The following is a 16,616-nucleotide window of genomic DNA, read 5'->3' as shown; positions in this document are numbered from 1 at the left end:
TGGGGGAAGTTCTTGCTGTTCCGTGCGTCCGCGAAAACGGTCGCCGTCATGGCACTCGACGGTTCACTGTTCCTGCACCTCGCCGACCAGTTCGTCCACCTACACGGTTATCGGCCCGGCGCTTCCGAGGTGCGCTCCTGGGAGCGCAGCATCCCCCTTCTGGCTGCCGCGCTCAACGAAGCGGGCCTGGGCGATGTCGAAGTCATGCTGGAGTATGCGCTACCGCTGAACAGCAAGCGTGCGGACGTCGTCCTGGCAGGGGTGCACCCGGTCACGCAGGAGTCGTCCTATGTCGTGGTGGAGCTGAAACAGTGGAGCCAGGCGGCTCCGCACGAGGACGATCCGACCCTGTGCCAGGTCGACGCCTACGCGCACCCCGTGCTCAATCCGATCGAGCAGGTTCGGCGCTACTGCGCCTACCTGGTCAACTTCAATGGCGCGGTGGCCGAGCACGGCGAGTGTATCCACGGAGTCGCCTTCCTGCACAACGCCACTGAGTTCGGAGTCGCGGGGCTGCGGGAGATCGAGCGGGACGGGCAGGGGCAGCTCTTCACAGGCGAGCGTCGGGGTGCCTTCCTGGAGCACCTCCGGTCAAAGCTGAGCGACAAGCACCCCGGTGCCAGCGCGGCCGACGCACTGCTTGCCGGTGCGACGGTGCCGTCAAAGCAGTTGATGTCCGTGGCAGCTCAGGAAGTGCGGGAGAGACAGCAGTTCGTCCTCCTCGACGAGCAGCAGGTCGCCTACCGCATGGTGCTCAACGCGGTGGAGCGGGCGAAGCGCGCCGACCACAAGGAAGTCGTCATCGTCACAGGCGGCCCCGGTACCGGGAAGAGCGTGATCGCGCTCCAACTGCTCGGCGAGCTCTACCGGAGGGGCGTGGCCGCGGTCCACGCGACCGGCTCGCAGTCGTTCACCAGGACGATGCGCAAGGTGGCCGGCTCCCGGAAACGGGAAGTCCAGGATCTCTTCAAGTACTTCAACAGCTTCATGACCACGGAGAAGAACAGCCTGGGTGCTCTAATCTGTGACGAGGCGCACCGCATCCGGGAGACGTCCGCCAACCGCTACACCCGGGCGGCGCTGCGGACCGGCAGGGCACAGATCGACGAGCTCATCGACGTCGCCCACGTACCGGTCTTCTTCCTCGACGAGCACCAAGTGGTGCGTCCCGGTGAGATGGGCACAGTGGAGGAGATCCGTGAGGCCGCGGCCAGACGGGGCATCGACTGCCATGTAGTCCCCCTGGACAGTCAGTTCCGCTGCGGAGGCAGCGACGCCTACCTGCGCTGGGTAGTCCGGCTCCTCGGCCTCGAGCCCGGCGGGCCGGTCGTGTGGGAGCCCGACGACCGCATGCAGTTGCTGGTCGCCGACAGCCCTGAAGAACTGGAGGCGTTCCTCGACGCACGCCGCGCCTCGAAATACGGTGCCCGGATGTCCGCGGGCTACTGCTGGCGGTGGTCCCCCGAGCCCAAGCCCGGCGATCCGCTCCCTCCCGACGTCGCCATCGGGGACTGGGCCCGGCCATGGAACCTGCGCGGGGACCGGTCGGTCTCCGGCGCGCCCCCGTCCGCGCTGTGGGCCACCGACCCTGCGGGCTTCGGGCAGATCGGCTGCGTCTACACCGCCCAGGGGTTCGAGTACGACTGGTCCGGCGTCATCATCGGCCCGGATCTGGTCTGGCGGCGTGACCGCTGGATCACCGACCGCACCGCGTCCAAGGACCCGGTGTTCAAGAAGTCCACACCGGACACCGATGTGGACCGTCTCATCCGCAACACGTACAAGGTGCTGCTGACGCGGGGGATGGTCGGCACGATCGTGTACTCGACCGATCCGGAGACCCGGGAGAAGCTGCGGGAGCTGGTGCCCGGCCGACCTGGGCCGCGGCCTGCCCCGCTCGAGGAGCCTCTTCTGCGGCGGTGAGCACGCGATATCCGGCCATGATGCCCGCGCTTCCAGCCGACCGATGTGTCATATGCGCTGGGAGGGTGATCACTTCCCTAGGATCCCAGGCGTCATTGCGGCCCGACGGGCTTCCCCACGTGGACATGCCCCCATCCGCACGAGTCACTCGTGCCCTGGGGGATCCACCTCGTGTCCATGCTCCTGCTGAAACTGGCAGCGCGGGATCTGCTGAACCTGAACTCGAGACGCCGTATGGTGCCCCACCTCGCCGCGAGGTGGAAGCACTTCCTCAGTACCGACGCCTCGTTGACTGAACGTTCCGCCTGGGCAGAGAGCCTGGTGTATCTTGCCGAGGATCTGGTCGCCGCCGACCGTGGGAACGTCGAGATGGTCGTCGAGTGCGCGGCCACGCTCGACGAGGCCGACCGCGCCGGGGACCCGCGACTCATCGACGTCGTCCTCGTGGGCCATCATCCTGAAGAGAACGGGCTGTCCGTCCAACTCGTCGAGCTGAAGCGCTGGTCGACGGTGACCCGGGTGGAGCGAGCCACTGCGGAACTGGTGCATGTCCCCGGTATGGGAGAGAAGAAGCATCCGGCGCTGCAACTGCGCGAGTACTACGAGGCGTTCACGAGTGACCGTGGACCGCTGCACGGACTGGACTACGAGTGCGGCGGCTTCGCCTATCTGCACAACGCCACCGACGCCGCAGTGCTCCCACTGGTCGGCGTGGACGCGCCGACCGGTTCCTACGCCCGTGTCTACACCAGCGACCGCCGCGCCCAACTGCTGTCGGACCTGCGGAGCAGCTTCGCCGCCGACGGTGCCGACTCGGCGGCCGAGATCCTGCTACGGAGCATGGGCCTGCGCAACACCCCGTTACTCGACGCCATGATCCGCTCCAGCGGCGAGGACACGGTCTTCACCCTGCGCGGCCGTCAGAAGAAGGTCGCGGACCAGATCCTCGACACCGCCGCCAAGGTGCTTCCCGATCCCCGGCAGCCCGCGCTCCTCCCCGACGAGCGACGGGTGGTGTTCCTCGTCACGGGCGGCGCCGGTACGGGCAAGAGCGCTATCGGCCTCCAGCTCAAGGCCGAACTGGAGGCGGACGGCCGCACGGTCAAGTACGCGAGCGGTAGCCGGGCCTTCAACGGCGCCCTGCAGGAGCACGTCGGCTTCGGCGACCGGGAGTTCAAGGAGACCTTCACCTACTTCAGCAACTTTGTCACCCCGCCCGACCCGCCTCTGGACGTGCTGATCTGCGACGAGGCCCATCGCCTGCGTGACCGCTCCACCAACCGCTTCTGGAGACCCGAGGACTGGGGCACCAAGCCCCAGGTGGACGAACTGCTCGACGCGTCCCGGTTGACGATCTTCTTCCTCGACGAGGGTCAGTCCGTGCGCCCGCAGGAGGTCGGCACCGCCGCTCTCGTGGAGGACGCGGCACGGCGCTACGACGCCCAACTGGTCCGTAGCCGCCTGCGGGAACAGTTCCGGTGCGGCGGCAGCGACGCCTACATCCGCTGGGTGCGCGGCGCGTTGGGAGTGTCCGACGCGGAGCCGGAGCCGTGGACCCCGGACGGACTGATGCATGTCGAGGTCGTGGACAGCCCGGAGGAACTCGAGCGGATCATCCGCTCGGAGGCCAGGGCGGGAGCGTCCGCGCGCATGGTCGCCGGATACTGCTGGCCCTGGACGAAACCCCTGGGCAAGGAGAAGCGACTTGAGCCCGACGTCCGGATCGGTGACTGGCACCGGCCGTGGAACGCGGACAGCGACTCCTTCTGCGAGAACAAGACCGTCCCGCCCTCCAAGATCTGGTCCGTGCACGAGAACGGCCTCGGCCAGATCGGCTGTGTGTACACCGCGCAGGGCCTGGAGTGGGACTGGTGCGGCGTGATCATGGGCGAGGACATGGTGCGCCGGGGTGACCGCTGGGTGTTCCGCCGGGGCAAGGAGAGGGCGGACAAGGAGGGGGGCGTCAAGCGGGTGGCCGTTCCCGGGTCGTTCGATCCCAAGGTGAGGCCGAAGACCGTGGACGATGACGAGTTCGCCCGCCTCGTCCGGCACGCGTACCACGTGCTGATGACGCGGGCGAGCCGGGCGACCGTGCTCTACTCCACGGACGAGGGGACCCGCGACTACTTGAAGGGGCTCGTCGGCAACGTCGAGATCCACGATCTACGACCCACTTGGGAGAACCTGCCCGAGCAGGCGCGTCAGCCACATCTGCCCCGCCCCGGCCGAGGCCGACGCCGCCGGAAGCGTCAGCAGAAGGGCACTCCGCCCGGCGAATTGCGTCTCTTCTGAATCGGAACCAGTGTCTGGAGTGGCGGGCGCTCCCGGGCCCGCCACCCGCCGGTCAGAAGACCAAGCGCGCTACCACGACGAGGGCCGTCACCATCATATTGGTGATGACTCCCACCGTGACGTCGACCAAAATCTGACGAATTCGGTCACGACGTGCAAGCTTGTACTCAACGGGGTTCATCGGATTCCACTCCTGAGCGTGAGCTGGGAATGGCAGGGATCGCCCTACCGGGCATCCGCAGTCACACCGTGTGAGACACGCGATGGAGACCACTCGTTGCTCATTGCCGAAGAGCGGCACCTCGAACACCGCCGACGTACCCTCCGGGAAGGTGCGCAGCGAGTAACCACGTTAAGGCACGGGTTTGTTGGCACAGATCGATTTTGGCCGCCGTGGTGTCTCCGCCCAAGCGTCAGACGGAGGGCGACGGAGGAACGACGTCGATTGCCCACGAGCACCCCCTGGGCTGCGCTGATGTCCGCCGTATCCGCAACTGCGTCCTGCGGGTCTCGGCCGGCACCTCGTCGGCTAGCTCGACGGGACGGTCCGCCAGGCTTTGCGCAGGGATGTGCCGCGATCGAGTGCGGTGGCGCGAGGTGCGGGTCAGTCCGGCGAGTTCTCGGACGGTGGTGGTGCGCTGTGCGTCAGCTCATGCCACGACGTCGGCGGCGGGCCGAAGGCGCGACGGCCGGCCCTCACGGCCAGAGTGGCCATCGCAGCGTTGGCACCACCACCGATCACTGCGCCGATACCGAACGGTGCCACCCGACCGAGAACGATGATTCCCTGCTTGGTCCCGTACTTCGTGATGAAGTTCTTCCCCAAGATCTTGTTGATCTGACGCAACGTCTCGACTGGCACCTTGGCGACAACCTGACGTCCCCAGTGTTGCCCCGTACGCTCGGCGACCTTGGTAATGGTGGCGGAGCCGCTCCCGCCGAGCATGATTCCCATCACGATCGTTCGGCGGCGCTCGACCTCGTCGATGGGGACTCCGTGGACTTCGGCGAGCGAAAGCGCGAAGAGGGCGCTCAGTTCAAGAGACGAGAGAGCCTCGCCTGCCGACAGCGCCAGTGCGACTCCCGTACCGACGCCGGGCGCGGCCGCAGTTCCTCCCACCGCGGCACCCGTCCCGGTCAAGGCGCTGACGTACATCCGCTCCAGATTGCGGATCACCTGTGCCGGTGTCGCCTCTGGGTTCCGCTGGCGGGCCCGGGCGATGTTCTTGCGCACCAGAAGGCTCTGGCTGTCGATCGCCTTGTCCAGGAGGGCGAGGGCTCGCTGCCCACGTACGGCTGCTGCCGGATCCGGTCCGTCGGGGGCGGCTGTTGTCATACCTTGAGCTCCTTGGGTCGTTAGGTCCCAAGTCTCCCATCCGGGTTGCCAGTTACGGAGCTTTTTCCGACAGCTCCTACCCGTCGACACTCGGAGCGTTGCGGTGCGCATCGTCGACAGCGAGGCCACTGTCACACCTCCCAGGGTGAGTCGGAAGTCGCGGCTCTGCCACAGCCGTGCAGCATACGAGCACATGTGACGGCGCCTCAGGAGCGCATCCCTCTCCCGAAGTAAGGGCGCCCTGGAGACACCCGACGCCTCGTCACGACGGGTCTCGTTACGATGGGTGATTGCCGGTCAGCCGGGGGCAGCGATGCGCGCGAGTCCCTCCTCGGCCTCCCGAACCATCCACTTGTCGTGAACTCGGGCGCCGATCTCCAAGGCTCGCGCATAGTGCTCGCCTGCCTGTGGGAGGTCGCCGGGGCCCTCCGCGCACCTGGCGACGTGAATCAGACTCCAACCCGTCAGAGCGTCGTCATCGGAAGCCAGGCCGGCACGGAGAGCTGCTGCGTAGTGCTCCCGCTCCTGGCGGGCGTTCCCCTCGCGCTGTGCCAACTCGGCCAGCTCATGGTGGGTCCAGCCTGCGGCTGCTGGGCACCGATGGGCTTCCGACACCGCCAGGGACCGCTCCAAGAAGTCCTTGGCCGAGGCCAGTTCACCGCGTGCCCGCCGGTACACGCCGAAGTTGTACAGGCTCCAGGCCTTCAGATGTGCGTCGTCGGTCTCGTCGGCAAGACGATCGGCCCGGGTGAAGAACTTCAGCGCCATCTCGGAGTCACCGTCTCGCCAGCGACAGGAACCGAGGCCGTCCCAGGCCCAGCCTTCCTTTCGTTTGGCGCGGTACTCGATGGCGAGGTCGAGGGCTGACCGGTAGTGGTCCTCGGCCTGGTCGAGGGCGCCCTCGTCACGCTCTTTGGTTGCCTGTTCGAGCAGGTTGTCAATGTCGGCCGGCCCTGGACCGGCCGCGGGGAGGCATTCGGCGACCTCCCTCATCGAGGCCGCAGCGACGGCTGCCGCAGGGCGCTCAGCCGGTTCGAACCGCATGAGCTGCCCGATCAGGGCCTGCAGGGCGCCAGTGGTGCGCATGGGCTCCGGAACGCCGCGGCTGACCGCCAGGCTCAGTTGCGGGTAGGAGTCACCGGAAAACGGAGCACGCCCCTCCACTGCGCGGTACAGCGTCGCTCCGAGCGACCACATGTCCGAAGCCGAAGAAGTCGACCCGCCGAGTATCTGCTCCGGGGACATGTACTGCGGCGTCCCGATCACTGTTCCTGTGGGCGTAAGAGTGATCTCACCCGCCATGGTGGCGATCCCGAAATCGGCGATCACCGCCCGGCCGTCCGCGAGGAGGATGTTGGCCGGCTTGATGTCACGGTGAACTACTCCGGCCGCGTGCGCGGCGGCAAGAGCCGTCGCGATCTGTTCGCCGATGCGCGCCGCCTCCGTGACGGTGAGCGGCCCCCCTTCAAGGACTTCCCGAAGAGACCGGCCGTCCACATGTTCCATCACCATCCAGGGCAGCCCGTGGCGGTCCGAGAACTGATCGTGCACGGTGACGATGCCCGGATGATTGAGCTTTGCGGCCGCACGGGCCTCGCGCTCGGCCCGTGCTATGAGAACCTCGCGTTCCTCGGCCGATACTCCCTCAGGAAGCGTGCACTGTTTGAGTACCACTCGGCGACGCAGGTGCACGTCGTACGCCAGCCAGGCTTCCCCCTGGCCGCCCGCCCCCAGGCGTCGCTCCCGCCGGTACCTGCCGTTGACGACCGGAACCGTCTCCTCGTCCTCCATGACTGCACATAACCACATCGATGCCACATCGGTGTCACATCCGCGAAGGGATCTCCGCCGGACCTGCTTGAGAAGCGGGGATCGCGCCCCACACGACGCAACTGGTAGATCTGGTCGCGTGGGACCAGGCCCTGCCTGCCCGGCCCGGGAAGCGAGGGGATGGAAGGCTCAGCCCAGGACGAAAGGCAACCTGGGCGCCAGGGATCCCAGTTCGGCCAGCTCCCCCTCCGTCGTCCCCCGCCTTCCCGTCGCCACCACCAGCACATTCTCGTCACTGAACGCCCTTGGAAAAGCCGCCCCCGCGATCCTCTCCAGCGCCGCCCGGGAATGCGCCAGCCCCTCCGGCAGCGGCCCCGGGACACCCACGACATGGGCCGTCAGGTCCAGGTGGTGCAGCGTCCACTCCAGGACGTACGCCGAGAGGTAGTCGCCCACCGTGAGGACCTGGTCCTGGGTGCTCACCAGGGCCGCCGGGTCCGCCAGTTCGGCGGCGCGGCCCGCGGCGGAGCCGACGTCGGACAGGTGGAACTTGAGGAGCGCGGGGTCCTCATAGGCCGCGGCCAGGCGGATCGTCAGGGCGGCCAGGGAGTCGTCGCCGGTCGGGGGTTTGTGCGAGACGTGCCAGTACGTCGTCGCGTCGGCCGTGGGGGCGGTGTCGGCGGGGGTCGCCAGGGTGATCAGGACGTCCTGCGCGTCGATGACGAGGTGGCAGACGAGGTCTCGCACCAGCCAGCCGGCGCAGCCTGACGGGCGCTCGAAGTCCTCGTCCGCGAGGTCGGCGACCGCCGTGCGCAACGCTGTCCAGGAACGAGAGAAAAGGTCCACCCGGGCAAGGTAGTTCAATGCATTGACCCCGCGCCGGTCGCACGCTTTCATCGCCTGCACCATCCTCGTGAGTCCTGTGCGCAGGGCCGGGGCGACGGGGGTGCGGGGGGCGGCTGGGGTCGTCCCCGGCCGAAGGGGGAGCCGAGTTGATGAGACCGTCCTTACGCGTGCTCGTGAACGCCGTGCTGGTGGCTGCCGTTGTCACTCCTGTCTGGCCCGCGCAGGCCGACGGCGGGAACGACATACCAAGGCTCGCGCCGAGAACCGAGCGGATCAGCGTGACCCCCGACGGCACCACCGGCGGCAACGGCCACTCCACCGACCCCGTCGTCAGCGCGGACGGGCGCGTCGTCGCCTTCGTGTCGGCGGCCACCAATCTGGGGCCCGGCACGGATGTGCGCAACAGCGTGTACTACCGGACCGGCCCCGGGGAGCCGTTGCGGCGCGTCGTCGTGCCGGGGGAGACGACCTCGACCCCGCAACTTTCCGATTCCGGGCGGTACTTGACCTTCGGCTCGTACTCGGCCGCCACCGCCACGTCCTCCGTGCATGTCATGGACCTGAGCACCGGGGAGACGCGGCGGCTGGCGCCTGCCATGGGCGACGGCTACGAGGTGTCGTACGGCATCGCGCCGGTCAGCGCCGACGGGCGGTACGTCGCCTTCGTCGCCCGGCCCGCCGTCGATCCGAACGGAGCCTTCTCCTGCCGGGTCATGCTGCTGGACCGGAAGACGGACACCGTGAGGCGGGTCAGCCGGGACTCCGACGGGTCCAAGAACGTTCATCGGTGCGACCAGATCTCGATGAGCGCGGACGGACGCAAGGTCGCCTATCTGGAGGGCTACTCCGGGCCGTCCGACGACGACCAGGGCGACATCCTCGTCTACGACCGCAGGAGCGGACGTACCGTGCAGGCCGACGCCACCCATGACGGCACGGCGGCCGACAGGTCGGCGATCGCTCCCGTGCTGAGTGCCGACGGGTCCAAGGTCGGCTTCAACTCAGTGGCCACCAACCTGGTCCCCGGGGCGGATCCCAACGGGGACTCCAGCACATCGTGGAACGCCTTCGTCCGCGACCTGCGCACCGGCACCCTCCGGCGGTACGACGGCCATGCCCTCACCGATCTCACGCTGGTGTCGGACCTGTCGGCGGACGGTTCGAAGCTGCTGCTGAACACGGCCGACGCGAACCGCACCTCGCTCGGGCTGATCCTGCGCGACGCGTGCACGGGCGAGGAGGAGCTGCTGTCACCGGGGCAGGACGGCAGACCCCTCACCGTGGGGAAGGCGGCGCTGAGCACGGACGAGTCCACGGTCGTCTTCGACTCCTACTATCCCGGCCTCGTGCCCGAGGACACGAACCTGACCGGAGACGTGTTCGTCCGCACCCTGCGCTGAGAGCCCTGATTGCCGTAGCCGTAGCCGTAGCCGTAGCCGTAGCCGTAGCCGTAGCCGTAGCCGTAGCCGTAGCCGGAACCGGAATCGGAACCGGGTTCGGCCAAGAGGCGGGGGCGGCCTCACCGGGCCGCCCCCGCCCACCCCTCACCGCCCCCACCACGGCCGTGCTCAGACCACCGGCTCCCCGACCCCCAGCAGGTTCCCCTCACTGTCCCGGAACCAGGCCGCCCGCTCGCCCCGCGCCCCCTTGCTCGGGTAGTTCCCGTCGATCTCGGCGATGCCGCCCTCCGTGCGCAGACCGGGCGCGTCGACCTCTTCGAACACCACCCCGCGCCGCCGCAGCTCCGCCACCACCGCGTCCACGTCGTCGACCTGCCAGCCCATCTGCGTGAAGGTGCCGGGCGAGGCGCCCGTCGACGTGAACAGGGCGAACTCCGTGTCCCCGCACCGGTACAGCAGTCCGCCGGGCCGCTCGTCCGCGGGCTCCAGGCCCAGCTTCTCCGCGTAGAAGCGTCTCGCCCGCTCCAGGTCCTGTGCGGGCAGCCGGGTCGCCACGCTTCCCCTGGCCAGACTGTTCCTTTTGTCGGTTTCCATGCCTCAGTTCATCATCTCCGCCAACCGTCCCCAAGCCTTCCGCGGCAGCACGTCCCCCGCCCCCTCCTCGATCACCTGCAGCGCCACATGGTCCGCCCCCGCCACGTGGAACTCGTCCACCCGCGCCCGGATCCGGTCGTCGGCACCCCACGCGTACACCGCGTCGATCAGCGGGTCGCTGCCCCCGCCTCCGAGGTCGGACTCGGTGAAGCCGAGGCGGAGGAAGGTGTTGGTGTAGTTCGGGAGGGTCAGGTAGAAGGCGAGGTGGGCGCGGGCGGTGGAACGGGCGCGGTCGGCGTCGGTCTCCAGGATCACCTTCAGCTCGGGGGCCAGGAGCGGGCCCTCGCCCAGCGCCTCGCGGGCCTCCGCGGTGTGCTCCGGGGTCACCAGATACGGGTGGGAGCCGGCCGCGCGGTCGCGGGAGAGGCGGAGCATCCTCGGGCCGAGCGCGGCCAGGACCCGGCGGTCGGCGGGCACCCCCGCCGCGTCCAGGGCGTCCAGGTAGGTGACCATGGCCGCGTACGGGCGCCGGTACTGCTCCGCGAGCTTCGCGTGGCTCACGCCGAGGCCGAGGAGGAAGCGGCCGGGGTGGGCGGCCTCCAGCTCGGCGAAGCGTACGGCCGTGTCGGCGGCCTCGTGCTGCCAGATGCTCTGGATGCCGGTGGCGACGGTGATGTGCGACGTGGCCTCGACCGGGGGGACGGCGTGCTGGACGCCCGTGCTGCCGCCGAGCCAGATCGCGCCGAAGCCCAGTGCCTCCAACTCCGCCGCTGCGTCGGAGAGTTCGCCTCTACGGGCCGGGTCCTCCGTTCGCAGTCCGGCGCTCCAGACGCCGTACCGTCCCACCTGTGCCGTGCTCGTCGGTTTCACCATGCAAACGGCAACCCACCCGCTTCGCGAATCTATTCCGGACGGGACGGCACGCGGCGGCACGGGGCGGCGGCGGGCGACACAGGGCGACCCGACATCCCGCGCGGCGCGCGAGCGTACAGGGACGCGGACAGGGGCGCGGACAGCGAAGCGGACGGACAAGGGGCCAGGCGAAGGGGCAGGCGAGGGGCCAGGCGAAGGGGCGGACGAGGGGACGGACGAGGGGACGGAAGAGGGGGCAGGCAAGTGGACAGGCGATGGACAGGCAAGTGGGACAGACAAGTGGACAGAAAATCTGTCACATCCATTGACGTCACTCTCGCCCCACGCTTACCTTCTGGCCGAAGTTACGCACAGTGTTCGCAATATCGAACACTCCGGGCAGGTCAGGAAGCCCGGCAACGAGCCGCTCTCCCGGAAGGGACATGTCGTGTTCCGCACCCGCACCCGCGCCCGTCGCTGGTCGACGCTCCGCCGCAGTCTGCTGTCGGCGGCCGCGCTGCTGGCCCTTTTCGCGTCCCTCCTGGCCGTCCAGCCGGCGTCCCCCGCCGCCGCGGCCGACGGCAAGCCGTACACCAACCCGGTCAAGTCGCAGAAGGGCGCCGACCCGTGGCTGGAGTACTACAACGGCAACTACTACCTGGTGACGACCTCGTTCACCGGTGAGCTGACCATGCGGAAGTCGCCCACGCTGGCCGGGCTGAGCACCGCGCCCAGTGTGCAGGTGTGGTCGGACACCACGAGTACCCGCAACTGGAACATGTGGGCCCCGGAGATCCACTTCTTCGACGGCAAGTGGTACCTGTACTACTCCGCCGGGCCGCGCAACTCCGCCTGCTGCGACGACCAGCGCACCTACGTGCTGGAGAGCGCCGGGTCCGACCCCATGGGGCCGTACACCTTCAAGAACCAGCTCGCCGGGTCCAACCTCAACCCGGGCGGCTGGCTGATCGACGCCAGCGTGCTCAAGTACAACGACAAGCTGTACCTGCTCGGCAGCGGGTCGGCCGGCGGCAGCAAGCAGAGCCTCGTCATCGCGCCGCTCAGCAACCCCTACACCCTCGCCTCCACCACCTTCACCGTCATCTCCAGCCCGACCCTGAGCTGGGAGACGCAGAGCGGTGAGGTCAACGAGGGACCCGAGCCCCTCTACCGCAACGGGCGCACCTTCCTCGTCTACTCCGCGAGCGCCTGCTGGGGCCCCGACTACAAGCTCGGCCAGCTGGAGCTGACCGGCTCCGACCCGCTGCTCGCCTCCTCCTGGACGAAGAAGCAGACCCCGGTCTTCCAGCGCAGTGACGCCAACAGCGTGTACGCGCCCGGCCACAACGGGTTCTTCACCTCGCCCGACGGCACCGAGAACTGGATCGTCTACCACGCCAACGACGCGGCGGGCGACGGCTGCGACAACGGCCGGACGACCCGCGCCCAGAAGTTCACCTGGAACGCGGACGGCACCCCGAACTTCGGCACCCCCGTCGCCCTCGGCGCGACCATCGCCGGCCCCTCCGGCGAGACCGCGACGACGCCGACCGCGTACACCATCGTCAACCGCAACAGCGGCAAGTGCCTGGACGTCACCGGCGGCGGCACGGCCGACGGCACCAACATCGCCCAGTGGACCTGCAACGGCGGGGCCAACCAGAAGTGGCGGATCGACGACCGCGCCGACGACACCAGCCGCCTGGTGAACGTCGCCACCGGCAAGGTCGCCGACGTCACCGACTGCGCGAGCGCCGACGGCACCGACATCCGGCAGTGGTCCTGGCTGAACAACACCTGCCAGAAGTTCCGCATGGTCTACCTCGGCAACGACTACGTCCGGATCGTCAACGCCGCCACCGGCAAGGTCATGGACGTCGCCGACTGCGGCACCGCCAACGGCACCGACGTACGCCAGTGGTCCTGGCTGAACAACAACTGCCAGCAGTGGCGCCTCGTCCCCACCACCGCCTGATCCCGAAAGGCCCAGACAGAACATGAGACACCTCACCAGACGGGCCGTCGTGGCCGCGGCGGCCGCGCTCGCCGTCTTCACCACCATGACCACCCCCGCCCAGGCGGCCGCCCCGGCGTCCCCGGCCGTCACCTTCACCAACCCGATAGCCGAGCAGCGGGCCGACCCGCACATCTTCAAGCACACCGACGGCTACTACTACTTCACGGCCACCGTCCCCGCGTACGACAAGATCGTCATGCGCCGGGCCACCACCCTCCAGGGCCTCGCCACGGCCGCGGAGACCACCATCTGGACCAAGCACGCCAGCGGTGAGATGGGCGCCCACATCTGGGCCCCGGAGATCCACTTCATCGACGGCAAGTGGTACATCTACTTCACGGCCGGCTCCTCCAACGACATCTGGAAGATCCGCCCGTACGTCCTGGAGACCAGCGCCGCCAACCCGATCACCGGCACCTGGACGGAGAAGGGCCGCATCTCCCTGCCGCTCGACACCTTCTCGCTCGACGCGACGACCTTCACCGTCGGCGGCACCCGCTACCTGAGCTGGGCGCAGAACGACCCGGCGGTCGGCGACGGCACCAACATCTACCTGGCGAAGATGTCCAACCCCTGGACGATCCAAGGCAGCCCGGCCATGATCTCCCGGCCCACCAACGCCTGGGAGAAGGTCGGCCACACCGTCAACGAGGGCCCGGCGGTCATCCAGCGGGGCGGCAAGGTCTTCATGACCTTCTCGGCCGCCGCCACCGACGCCAACTACTGCCTCGGCCTGCTGACCGCCTCCGACTCGGCCGACCTGATGAACCCGGCCTCCTGGGTCAAGACCCCCACCCCGGTCTTCAAGAGCAACGCCGCCACCGGCCAGTACGGCCCCGGCCACAACACCTTCACCACGTCCGAGGACGGAAAGTCCGACATCCTCGTCTACCACGACCGCAACTACAAGGACATCAGCGGCGACCCGCTCAACGACCCCAACCGCCGCACCCGCTACCAGAAGCTGTACTGGAACGCCGACGGCACGCCCAACTTCGGCATCCCCGTCGCGGACGGCACGACCCCGGTCCGGCTCTCCTCGTTCAACTACCCGGACAAGTACATCCGGCACTGGGAGTACCGCGGCAAGCTGGAGGCCAACGTCACCAACCTGGCCGACTCGCAGTTCCGGATCGTCACCGGTCTGACGGGCAGCGGCACGGTCTCGCTGGAGTCGGCGAACTTCCCCGGCTACTACCTCCGCCACAAGAACAACGAGGTGTGGGTGGAGAAGGACGACGGCACCGCCCTGTTCGACGCGGACGCCTCGTTCAACCAGCGGGCCGGTCTCGCCGACACCGCGGACGGCGTCTCGTACGAGTCGTACAACTTCCCCGGCCGGTACATCCGGCACTTCAACAACCTGCTCTACACCCAGCCGGTCAGCACGACCCTCGACCGGCAGGACGCGACCTTCTACAAGCAGTAGGTCCACAGGCCGGGTCCAGGCCGGGTCGTCCGACGAAAGCACCTGCGCGCCGCCCCTCAGGGGCGGCGCGCAGCCGTTCTGCCGGGGCGCCCGGTGCACTACTCCGGCGGTGGCACCCGCACCAGCCCCGACTGGTACGCCATCACCACCAGCTGGGCCCTGTCCCTCGCCCCCAGCTTCGTCATCGCCCGGTGCACATGGGTCCGTACCGTCAGGGGGCTGACGTACAGCTTCTCCGCGATCTCGTCGTTGGAGCGGCCCTCGGCGGCCAGGGACATGACCTCGCGTTCGCGGGTGGTGAGCGTGGTCAGCCGGTCGGGGGTGGTGAGGTGGCCGCCGGAGGCGGGGGCGGCGAGGAAGCGGGTGATGAGGGTGCGGGTGGCGGCGGGGGAGAGAAGGGTGTCGCCGGCGGCCACCGTGCGGATGCCGTCCAGGAGCGCGTCGGCGGTGACGTCCTTGCCGAGGAAGCCGCTGGCACCGGAGCGCAGCGCCTGGGCCACGTACTCGTCGATCTCGAAGGTTGTGAGGATCAGTACGCGGGTGTCGGCCAGCTCCTCCTCGGCGCAGATCACGGCCGTGGCGGCGAGCCCGTCGGTGCCGGGCATCCGGATGTCCATCAGGACCACGTCGGGGCGGTGGACGCGGACGAGCTCCACCGCCTCCCGGCCGTCGGTGGCCTCGGCGACCACCTCCATGTCCGCGCAGGAGTCGATGAGGATCCGGAACGTGGCCCGCAGCAGGGCCTGGTCGTCGGCGAGCAGGACACGAATGGTCATGGTGCTGTTCTACTTCCGCTGGTCGTGGGCCGCTTCCGCGTCCGGTTCGGGGGCGGCGGGGCGGGTCCGGGTGCGGGGGCGCAGCGGGAGGTCGGTGGTCACCTCGAACCCGCCCCCGGGGCGGCGGCCGGCGCTGAGACAGCCGCCGACGGACTGGGCGCGCTCGCGCATGCCGATGAGCCCGAAGCCCCGGCCGGGTTCGGGAGAGCCGCCGGGGCCGGCCACGCCGTCGTCGGTGACCGTGATCGTCAGGTGGGTCTCCTCGTACGCGAGACGGATGCGGGCCGCGTCCACCGCGGCGTGCTTGCTGACGTTGGTGAGGGCCTCCTGCACGATCCGGTACGCCGTCAGGTCCACACCGGGGTCGAGCGGCCCCGGAGCGCCTTCGGTGTCGACGGTGACCGTGAGGCCGGCGGGCTCGTACGCGGCCATCAGCTCCGGGAGCTGGGCGAGCCCGGGGCTGGGCGCGAGCGGTGCCTCGGGGTCGTCGGGCCGGCGCAGCACGCCGACGGTGGACTTCAGCTCGCGCAGGGCCGAGGAGGTGGTGGTGGTCAGGTCGGTGAGGATGCGGTGGGCCTGGTCGGGGTCGGCGCGGGTGAGGTGCGCGGCGGTGCCCGCCTGGGCGTTGGCCAGGGCCAGATGGTGGGCGACCACGTCGTGCAGATCGCGGGCGATACGCATCCTTTCCTCGGCGACCCTGAGGCGGGCCTCCTCCTCCCGGGTGCGCTCGGCGTGCTCGGCACGGGCCTGCACCGACTTCAGGTAGGCGCGGCGCACCTGCGTCCCCCGGCCGGCGGCGAGCGGCAGCAGCAGCCAGAAGGCGGGGCCGACCGTGCGCAGCACCAGCGAGAGCTCGTCCATGGAGTCGGAGAACACCGCCGCGACCGTCACCGCCGCGATGACGGTGCAGCCGTGGACGCGGGTGGTCCTGCGGCCGGTGAGCGCGGCCAGCCAGTACAGCGCCGCCATCAGCGGCGCCAGCAGCAGGGGGGTCAGCAGATAGCCCATCCCCACCGCGATGATCGTGCAGACGACGGTCACGGCGAGGGCGAAGCGCGGATGCGCGCGGTGCTTGAGCAGGGCGAGACAGGACACGCCCATGAGGGCGACACCGAACTTGTCCTGGTCCGGCGGCCGGGCGCCGGGCAGGGTGAGCGCGCTGCCGAGGGTCGCGCAGCCCATGAGCGTGATCGACAGCACCAGATCGACGAGGAAGGGATGGCGGTCGGAGAACTCCTCCACACGGTCCGCGTAGCGCCGTTCCATGCTGATGCTCATCGTGACTCCGGTGGGTGGCCTGCGACCATGGTGGTCGACGTGGAGTGGGAACGCCCGAGGGGCCGACCGTGTGCTTCGCCACGGACGGCCCCCGGTGGGGGGA

13 protein-coding genes are annotated in these 16,616 nt (G+C 69.1%); 5 read left to right on the top strand and 8 right to left on the bottom strand.

Annotated elements, in window-relative coordinates; all coding sequences use genetic code 11:
• The first annotated feature begins 12 nt into the window (after positions 1–12).
• Both ACWCRJ_RS02765 and ACWCRJ_RS02760 read left to right on the top strand, forming a co-directional pair.
• A complete protein-coding gene (locus tag ACWCRJ_RS02765; RefSeq protein ID WP_450937543.1) occupies positions 13–1,923 on the top strand; it encodes a DNA/RNA helicase domain-containing protein in 1,911 nt (636 codons plus the stop codon).
• A gap of 288 nt (positions 1,924–2,211) precedes the next feature.
• The gene (locus tag ACWCRJ_RS02760; protein ID WP_450937542.1) at positions 2,212–4,215 is read left to right on the top strand and encodes a DUF2075 domain-containing protein; all 2,004 of its coding nucleotides are present in this window, start codon (positions 2,212–2,214) and stop codon (positions 4,213–4,215) included.
• Positions 4,216–4,267: 52 nt separating this feature from the next.
• Here ACWCRJ_RS02760 and ACWCRJ_RS02755 read toward each other — a convergent pair whose 3' ends face one another.
• The 4 genes from ACWCRJ_RS02755 to ACWCRJ_RS02740 all read right to left on the bottom strand — a co-directional run bounded on the left by ACWCRJ_RS02755 (position 4,268) and on the right by ACWCRJ_RS02740 (position 8,167).
• Complete coding sequence (locus tag ACWCRJ_RS02755) at positions 4,268–4,396, bottom strand: DUF6408 family protein (protein WP_450937541.1); 129 nt, start codon at positions 4,394–4,396, stop codon at positions 4,268–4,270.
• A gap of 423 nt (positions 4,397–4,819) precedes the next feature.
• On the bottom strand, positions 4,820–5,551 hold the full coding sequence (locus ACWCRJ_RS02750; protein WP_450937540.1) for a hypothetical protein: 732 nt from the start codon (positions 5,549–5,551) through the stop codon (positions 4,820–4,822).
• Between the two features lie 297 nt (positions 5,552–5,848).
• On the bottom strand, positions 5,849–7,342 hold the full coding sequence (locus tag ACWCRJ_RS02745; RefSeq protein ID WP_450937539.1) for a serine/threonine-protein kinase: 1,494 nt from the start codon (positions 7,340–7,342) through the stop codon (positions 5,849–5,851).
• 168 nt (positions 7,343–7,510) lie between these two features.
• Complete coding sequence (locus tag ACWCRJ_RS02740) at positions 7,511–8,167, bottom strand: maleylpyruvate isomerase N-terminal domain-containing protein (protein ID WP_450937538.1); 657 nt, start codon at positions 8,165–8,167, stop codon at positions 7,511–7,513.
• A gap of 149 nt (positions 8,168–8,316) precedes the next feature.
• Between ACWCRJ_RS02740 and ACWCRJ_RS02735 the strand changes: the two genes are divergently transcribed.
• Complete coding sequence (locus tag ACWCRJ_RS02735; RefSeq protein ID WP_450937537.1) at positions 8,317–9,567, top strand: TolB family protein; 1,251 nt, start codon at positions 8,317–8,319, stop codon at positions 9,565–9,567.
• Positions 9,568–9,735: 168 nt separating this feature from the next.
• On the opposite strand, the gene ACWCRJ_RS02730 is transcribed toward ACWCRJ_RS02735, so the two are convergent.
• Both ACWCRJ_RS02730 and ACWCRJ_RS02725 read right to left on the bottom strand, forming a co-directional pair.
• Positions 9,736–10,161, bottom strand: coding sequence for a VOC family protein (locus ACWCRJ_RS02730; protein ID WP_450937536.1), 426 nt, complete (start codon positions 10,159–10,161; stop codon positions 9,736–9,738).
• Positions 10,162–10,164: 3 nt separating this feature from the next.
• On the bottom strand, positions 10,165–11,034 hold the full coding sequence (locus ACWCRJ_RS02725) for an LLM class F420-dependent oxidoreductase (RefSeq protein WP_450937535.1): 870 nt from the start codon (positions 11,032–11,034) through the stop codon (positions 10,165–10,167).
• 427 nt (positions 11,035–11,461) lie between these two features.
• Here ACWCRJ_RS02725 and ACWCRJ_RS02720 point away from each other — a divergent pair, with 427 nt between their 5' ends.
• Both ACWCRJ_RS02720 and ACWCRJ_RS02715 read left to right on the top strand, forming a co-directional pair.
• Positions 11,462–12,988: a family 43 glycosylhydrolase gene (locus ACWCRJ_RS02720; protein ID WP_450937534.1), complete on the top strand. Its 1,527-nt coding sequence runs from the start codon at positions 11,462–11,464 to the stop codon at positions 12,986–12,988.
• Positions 12,989–13,010: 22 nt separating this feature from the next.
• Entirely contained in the window at positions 13,011–14,459 is a 1,449-nt protein-coding gene (locus ACWCRJ_RS02715) for a family 43 glycosylhydrolase (RefSeq protein WP_450937533.1), read from the top strand.
• A 98-nt stretch (positions 14,460–14,557) separates the two neighbouring features.
• Here ACWCRJ_RS02715 and ACWCRJ_RS02710 read toward each other — a convergent pair whose 3' ends face one another.
• Together ACWCRJ_RS02710 and ACWCRJ_RS02705 are read right to left on the bottom strand one after the other, a co-directional pair.
• Positions 14,558–15,235: a response regulator transcription factor gene (locus ACWCRJ_RS02710; protein ID WP_450937532.1), complete on the bottom strand. Its 678-nt coding sequence runs from the start codon at positions 15,233–15,235 to the stop codon at positions 14,558–14,560.
• A 9-nt stretch (positions 15,236–15,244) separates the two neighbouring features.
• On the bottom strand, positions 15,245–16,513 hold the full coding sequence (locus ACWCRJ_RS02705) for a sensor histidine kinase (RefSeq protein WP_450937531.1): 1,269 nt from the start codon (positions 16,511–16,513) through the stop codon (positions 15,245–15,247).
• Positions 16,514–16,616 lie beyond the last annotated feature (103 nt).

The organism is Streptomyces sp. NPDC002324 (genome assembly GCF_053593335.1).
Note: the sequence above shows the minus strand (reverse complement) of the source record. Positions and strands in the feature narration are given on the sequence as shown.